7 protein-coding genes are annotated in these 6,285 nt (G+C 71.1%); 5 read left to right on the top strand and 2 right to left on the bottom strand.

Going from position 1 to position 6,285, the window contains the following annotated elements; all coding sequences use genetic code 11:
* The 5 genes from C3492_RS27575 to C3492_RS27555 all read left to right on the top strand — a co-directional run.
* Positions 1-204: oligopeptide/dipeptide ABC transporter ATP-binding protein (locus C3492_RS27575; RefSeq protein WP_374938380.1), on the top strand; the 204-nt coding region annotated here is incomplete at its 5' end.
* Positions 188-1,225, top strand: coding sequence for an ABC transporter ATP-binding protein (locus tag C3492_RS27570; RefSeq protein WP_103815069.1), 1,038 nt, complete (start codon positions 188-190; stop codon positions 1,223-1,225). The genes C3492_RS27575 and C3492_RS27570, both read left to right, overlap by 17 nt.
* A 15-nt stretch (positions 1,226-1,240) precedes the next feature.
* Positions 1,241-1,498: a hypothetical protein gene (locus C3492_RS27565; RefSeq protein ID WP_103815067.1), complete on the top strand. Its 258-nt coding sequence runs from the start codon at positions 1,241-1,243 to the stop codon at positions 1,496-1,498.
* Positions 1,499-1,538: 40 nt separating this feature from the next.
* Positions 1,539-2,312 carry a GNAT family N-acetyltransferase gene (locus C3492_RS27560; protein ID WP_103815065.1) on the top strand — a complete coding sequence of 258 codons (774 nt, stop codon included), beginning with the start codon at positions 1,539-1,541 and terminating at the stop codon, positions 2,310-2,312.
* A gap of 50 nt (positions 2,313-2,362) precedes the next feature.
* The gene (locus tag C3492_RS27555) at positions 2,363-2,953 is read left to right on the top strand and encodes a TetR/AcrR family transcriptional regulator (protein ID WP_103815063.1); all 591 of its coding nucleotides are present in this window, start codon (positions 2,363-2,365) and stop codon (positions 2,951-2,953) included.
* Positions 2,954-3,035: 82 nt separating this feature from the next.
* On the opposite strand, the gene C3492_RS27550 is transcribed toward C3492_RS27555, so the two are convergent.
* Entirely contained in the window at positions 3,036-4,478 is a 1,443-nt protein-coding gene (locus C3492_RS27550; RefSeq protein ID WP_181140577.1) for an FUSC family protein, read from the bottom strand.
* 197 nt (positions 4,479-4,675) lie between these two features.
* Positions 4,676-6,154: an aldehyde dehydrogenase family protein gene (locus C3492_RS27545; RefSeq protein WP_103815059.1), complete on the bottom strand. Its 1,479-nt coding sequence runs from the start codon at positions 6,152-6,154 to the stop codon at positions 4,676-4,678.
* Positions 6,155-6,285: the final 131 nt, after the last annotated feature.

Below are 6,285 nucleotides of genomic sequence, written 5' to 3'. Positions count from 1 at the left end.
GACCACAAAGGCCACCAACTCTACGCCATCAAGGGCCTGCCACCCAGCCTCACCCACATCCCACCCGGCTGCTCCTTCCACCCCCGCTGCCCCCTGGCCCGGGACATCTGCCACACCGACGAACCCCCGCTCCACCAGGTCTCCGACACACGGGGCAGCGCCTGCCACTTCTGGAGGGAATGCCTCGATGGCCTCGACCACTGAACCCCTCCTCGAAGTCACCGGCCTGGTCAAGCACTACCCCCTCACCCAGGGCATCCTGTTCAAGAAACAGACCGGCGCGGTCAAGGCCGTCGACGGCGTCGACCTCACCCTCGGCCAAGGCGAAACCCTCGGCATCGTCGGCGAATCAGGCTGCGGCAAATCCACCCTCGCGAAGATGATGGTCAATCTGGAGAGGCCGACGGCCGGCACGATCCGCTACAAGGGCGAGGACATCACCCAGTTGTCCGGCAAGGCCCTCAAAGCCGTCCGCCGCAACATCCAGATGGTCTTCCAGGACCCCTACACCTCCCTCAACCCCCGCATGACGGTCGGCGACATCATCGGCGAGCCCTACGACATCCACCCCGAAGCAGCCCCCAAGACCGACCGCCGCCGCAGAGTCCAGGAACTCCTCGACGTCGTCGGCCTCAACCCCGAGTACGTCAACCGCTACCCCCACCAGTTCTCCGGCGGCCAACGCCAACGCATCGGCATCGCCCGCGCCCTGGCACTACGCCCCGAGATCATCGTCGCCGACGAACCCGTCTCCGCCCTCGACGTCTCCGTCCAGGCCCAGGTCATCAACCTCCTCGCCCGCCTCCAGAGCGACCTCCACCTCTCCTACCTCTTCATCGCCCACGACCTGTCCATCGTCCGCCACATCTCCGACCGCATCGCCGTCATGTATCTGGGCCGCATCGTCGAGACCGGCCGCGACACCCAGATCTACGACCACCCCACCCACCCCTACACCCAGGCCCTGCTCTCCGCCGTCCCCGTACCCGACCCCGACGCCCGCGAACACCGCGAGCGGATCATCCTCACCGGTGACGTGCCCTCCCCCACCAACATCCCCAGCGGCTGCCGCTTCCGCACCCGCTGCTGGAAAGCACAACAACGCTGCGCCCACGAGGACCCGCTGCTCGCGGTCCCGGCGGAGTTCCGCTACACGACCGGTCCCGCCGCGCACCCCTCGGCCTGCCACTTCGCGGAGGAGAAACAAGTGGTCCCGAACAATTGACCATGTCATGGGAGCATGGTGACCTCACTGGGTCTGACGCATGACATAGTGCGGAGCATGATGCGCGATAGTGTGTTGTCCGACAGATCTCTGCGGGTACTCGTGCAGTGTGGTCTCTTCCCGCTTCGTGTGATCGCAACGGTCTACTGGCTGTCGCTGGGCTGGTTCATCCATCGCCCCGACCGCGAGGAGAGGGAGACGCTGCGCATCGCTCGGGCTGCCGCCGCTGCCGGCCCGCAGGAGGCGAAGAGGCAAGCAGTAGTGTCGAAGTGAGCCGCCGTGCTTACCAGCACTGACTGTTACAGTCGCAGGCATGAAGACACTTGACATGGGGGATACCGCCGCACAGGCATGGCTCGAGAATGTCGCGGCCATCGCCGAAGCCCTGCCGGGAGGCCTGTGTGTCCGGGCCGAGCCAGGGCTGGCCCTGCTGGCCAGCGGTGCCCCGCTTGCGTCGGTGAACGGTGTCTTCGACGTCCGTTCCTCGCCGCGTCCCGGACTGATCACCGGTCTCGCCGACCGGGCCGCCGATGAGATCGATGTGCCGTGGTGCATCCAGGTCAGGTACGAGCCGGATGCCGCTACCGCCGAGACAGCGGCGGCTCATGGCCTGACGACCGTGGTGCGGACCCCGCTCATGGTCCGTGAGCTGGCGGGTCGTGGGGCGCTTCACGGCCTCCCGCCCACCGGGTTCGCCCTCAGGCGCCTCGGACCTGCGGACAGTGACGTCTTCGCCACGGCTCTGGCGGTCGGCTTCGAGACCTCGGCTCAGGTGATGAGCCTGCTGGGCGGGGCCGAGATACTGGGCCTGCCCTGCGCTGCCGGGTATCTGGCCGAGGTGGGCGACGAGGTCGTGGCGACCGGGCTGGCACTGCGCGCCGGCGACTGCGTCGGCATTTTCAACATCTCGGTTCCGCCCGCGCGGCGCAGGAAGGGGTACGGCACCGCCATCACCTCGGCGATCCTGGGGGCCGAACGGGCACGGGGCGCGCGACTGGCGTATCTGCTCTCGTCCGAGCGGGGACTGTCCGTGTACGAGACCCTGGGGTTTCGCACGGTGGAGCGGTGGACACGCTACACCAGGTGACATGAGTGATGCTGATATCAATGGTCTTCGGACAGAGCTAAGCTCATGACATGATACGTCGCCCCTATCACCATGGGGACTTGCCCGCAGAGCTGCTCGCCCGCGTCGAGAAGACGGTGCGCGAGAAGGGAATGGGCGCACTGTCCCTACGGGCACTCGCCCGCGACATCGGTGTCAGCCCCGCCGCGCCGAGCCGGCATTTCAGGAACAAGCAGGCCCTGCTCGACGCCCTGGCGCTGAGGGGGTTCGAACGGCTCGCCGCGGCAACCGGGCATGCGCGGGCGAGCGCGGGCGGGACGTTCGCCGAGAGGCTCGGTGCCGTGGCCCGTGCCTACCTCGCCTTCGCTCTGGCCAACGGCGCGCTGTTCGACCTGATGTGCCAGGCGGGTACGGCGGTGCGGACGTCAGCGGAGCTGCATGAGGCCGCTCGGCGCTGGTCCGGGCAACTGGTCGCTCTCGTCGCCGACGGGCAGGGCCGGGGCGAGATACGGACGGGGACGCCGGAACGGGTCGCCCTTCCGGTGTTCGCGGCGCTCCACGGTTACGTCCGTCTGGCGGTCGATGGCGTGTTGCCGACGGAACTGGCGGAGCACAGCCTGGACGACGTGATTGAGTCCGTCCTGAGGGGCTGCCGGCCCTGAAACCCTGCGGACGGGCACGTCGGTACCGGCATGCGTCCGGTGTCCAGTGCCGTATCCGCGCTGACAGGTCAGTCGCACCCGGTCAGCGGGGCACCCCGCCGGCGAGCGGACCGGGCGTCGGCCCGGTGCGCGGCAGCGGTGACCCCTTGCCCGCGAGCCAGTCGTCCAGCGCGCGCGCCAGTTCGGTCAGCGGGGGCGGGACGGCGCAGGCGGAGCGGTCGGCGGCTTGCGGTTCGCACGGGTCCACCAGTGCCGCCAGATGCCGTAGCGCGCGGGCTGTACTGGCGGCGTTCGCGCGCAAGCCGTCCGGCTGGTCCGTCATGTGCCGGGCCAGGCTGAGCGTGGCAGCCGACACCTGGTCGAGCGCGGAGGCGGCGACGCGTACACCACGGCGCTCGCCCGCGGTGCGCTCGCTCACCAGCCGGAGCAGGGCGACCGCGTCGCGAAGCGCTGCCGCGCGCCCCGGCTCCGGCCCCGCTTCGATCAGCTCCGCCGCCGCCCTGAGCACGGCGGTGACGGCTTCCCGGCGGTGCCGCACGGCCCAGCGCCGGGTCACCAGCTGACCGGCCGCGGCGGCCGCGGCACAGCCCAGCATCGTTTCCAGGAGACGGTCGGCGGTGATGGTGAGCACCGCTGTCGCTCCGCTCGCGGAGGTCACGAGGAGGACCGACAGAGGGGTGACGAAGACCATGGCGATGGCGTAGTTGCGGGCGACGACCAACTCGATGACGAAGGTCAGCGCGGCGAGCAGGACGGCGATCGCCACGCCCCGCGGATGGGTCGCGGCCAGGGCGCCGGCGAGCAGACAGCCCGCGGCGGTGCCCACGCCGCGCAGCACGGCCCTGGTGTTCGCGCTGATGGCGTGACTGCCGCGTGCGAGCACCGCCGCAGCGGCGGCCATGGCCCAGTAGGGACGCCCCACCTGGCACAGCAAGGACGCGGCACCGGCGAGGCCCACAGCCGCTCCGGTCCTGACGGCCATCCACGGCAGGGGCGAGGACGGCAGGGATCTCGCGGCCGACAGCAGGCGGTTCCCCGGCCCGGGTTCCGCCGCGGTCGGCCGAGAGGGCCCGTCCGCAGGGAAGACCCTGGCCGCGAGCCAGGACAGAACCGTTGCGGAGCACCCCACGCCGGCCACGGCCAGGACCCGCAGTCCGGTGTGTCCGGGCGGCAGCCCGGTCCCGACCGAGCAGACCAGCACCGGCATCACGATGCCCGGCGGCCGGGCCTGGGCCAGTGCGAGGAACAGCGTGGCGACGGCGGCCCACAGGGCAGTGCCCAGCACGGCCAGCCGGTCGTGCCCGGCGAGCGAGCTGCCGACGGCCATCCCCACGGCGAGTGCGAGGGCGGCACCCGCCACCGCACCGGCCTCCTGGCGGGGCGTGCCCCGCCCGCCGTAGAGGGCCGCCAGCGCGCCCGTGCTGGCGACCAGGCCGACGACCGGTTGCCCCAGGGCCTGCCCGGCCAGGATGGGAGCGGCCGTACACACGGCGGCGATGGTGGCACTGCGGCGACGGGAGGGCATCGGGTGCAGGACGAACAGTTCCCGCAAGGGACGTGGTGCCGCGTGCCGGTGCGGTCGGCTGGGGCCAGAACGGGTGTGGATCATCGGGGACCGGTTCCTCGGAAGACGGGCGTGGGACGGGCGCCGGACGTACGGCGGGCAGGCCGGTTGCCGAGGGACGACCGTGCGGGCCGCCCTCGGCATACCGGCCGACGGGCTCAGAGCGGGTAGACGGAGTGCCGGTCGGCGAGGGTGACCCAGCGCGTCTCCGTGAAGAACTCCACTCCCCAGTCGCTGCCGAAGTGGCCGAAGCCGCTGTCCTTGACGCCGCCGACCGGGGCCTGGGGCTCGTCCGCGACCGAGTGGTCGTTGATGTGGACGTTGCCGTGCCGCAACCGCCGGGCCACGGCCAGACCCAGACTGGCGTTCTCGGTGTAGACCGCGCTGGACAGGCCGTACGCCGTGTCGTTCGCCAGGTCCACCGCCTCGTCGACGGTGTCGACGCGGAAGATCGTCGCGACCGGACCGAAGACCTCCTCCGAGTAGATCCGCATGTCGGGCGTGACGTTGTCGAGGACGGTCGCGGGATAGAACGCGCCCTGGGCGGGCCCGCCGCCGTGCAGTACGGTGGCGCCCTTCTCGACGGCGTCCGCGACCAGTCCGGCGACCCGTTCGGCGGCGCGCGCGTTGATCATGGGACCGACGAGGGTGTGCTCGCCCTCCGGGTCGCCCTGGCCGAGGGCGCGGACCTTCTCCAGGAAGGCCGCGACGAACTCGTCCGCTATACCGCGCTGAAGGATGACCCGGTCGACCGACAGGCAGATCTGACCCGCGTTCATGAACTTGGCGACGGTGACGCCGGAGGCGGCGTAGGCCGGGTCGGCGTCGTCCAGCACGACGATCGGGTTCTTCCCGCCCAGTTCCAGGATGACCGGCTTGAGGTGCTCGCCGGCCAGCCGGCCGACGATCCGGCCGACCGGCGTGGAGCCGGTGAAGTTGACGCGGCGCACCCGGTCGTCCGCGATGAGCGCCTCGACGACGGCGGGCGCGTCGGCGCGGTCGTTGGTCAGGACGTTCACGACACCGTCCGGTACGCCCGCCTCCGCGAGGATGTCCGCCAGGAAGTACCCGGAGGTGACGGGAGCGTCCTCGCTGGGGCGGATCACCACCGGGTTGCCGGTGGCCAGGGCGACCGCGATGGCCCGGGTGCACAGGATCAGGGGACCGTTCCAGGGCACGAACGCGGCGACGACACCCGCGGGTTCGCGCACCGCCACCGACCACTCGCCCGCGACGTCACTGGCGAGGAGCGAGCCGGTGGGCCGGGTCGCCATGGTCGCCGCCTGCCGGATGAGATCCACGGACATGCGGATGTTGAACGCGGCCCACGTCCGGGTACCGCCGGTCTCGCTGATCATGATGTCGGTGAACTCGGCGACGCGGGCCTCCAGCAGGTCCGCCGCCTTCTGCAACAGCCCGCGGCGTACCGACGGGGCGGTGCCGGCCCACCCCGGGAAGGCGGCGTGCGCGGCGTCGACGGCCCGGGTGACGTCCTCGGGGCCGGCCGCGGGAACCTTCAGGTACACCTCGCCCGTGACGGGGTTGAGGTCGTCGGTGGTACGTCCGGACAGGGCGGGCACATCCTTGCCCCCGATCAGGAGGCCGCGGGAGGCGGTTGCGGTGGCGAGGTCGGTCATGTTCACTCCTTGGCATGCGGCGCGTGGCCGGCTCCGGGCTCGGAGCCGGCCAGGCGGGGATGTGACGACTGTGTCAACCGCGCACCCGCCGTGGCTGTAGGGCCGACCGCAGGTCCGGGGCGGGACCTTCG

It is taken from the genome of Streptomyces sp. Ru62, assembly GCF_002920615.1.
Classification (GTDB): Bacteria; Actinomycetota; Actinomycetes; order Streptomycetales; family Streptomycetaceae; genus Streptomyces.
This window is presented reverse-complemented; position numbering and strand designations above follow the sequence as displayed.

What these genes read in the sequence shown, in the direction of transcription:
- C3492_RS27560 (WP_103815065.1), top strand. Translation starts at nt 1,539, where the DNA reads ATGAAGACACTTGACATGGGGGATACCGCCGCACAGGCATGGCTCGAG.
- C3492_RS27565 (WP_103815067.1), top strand. Translation starts at nt 1,241, where the DNA reads ATGGTGACCTCACTGGGTCTGACGCATGACATAGTGCGGAGCATGATG.
- C3492_RS27550 (WP_181140577.1), bottom strand. Translation starts at nt 4,478, where the DNA reads ATGCCCTCCCGTCGCCGCAGTGCCACCATCGCCGCCGTGTGTACGGCC.
- C3492_RS27555 (WP_103815063.1), top strand. Translation starts at nt 2,363, where the DNA reads ATGATACGTCGCCCCTATCACCATGGGGACTTGCCCGCAGAGCTGCTC.
- C3492_RS27545 (WP_103815059.1), bottom strand. Translation starts at nt 6,154, where the DNA reads ATGACCGACCTCGCCACCGCAACCGCCTCCCGCGGCCTCCTGATCGGG.
- C3492_RS27570 (WP_103815069.1), top strand. Translation starts at nt 188, where the DNA reads ATGGCCTCGACCACTGAACCCCTCCTCGAAGTCACCGGCCTGGTCAAG.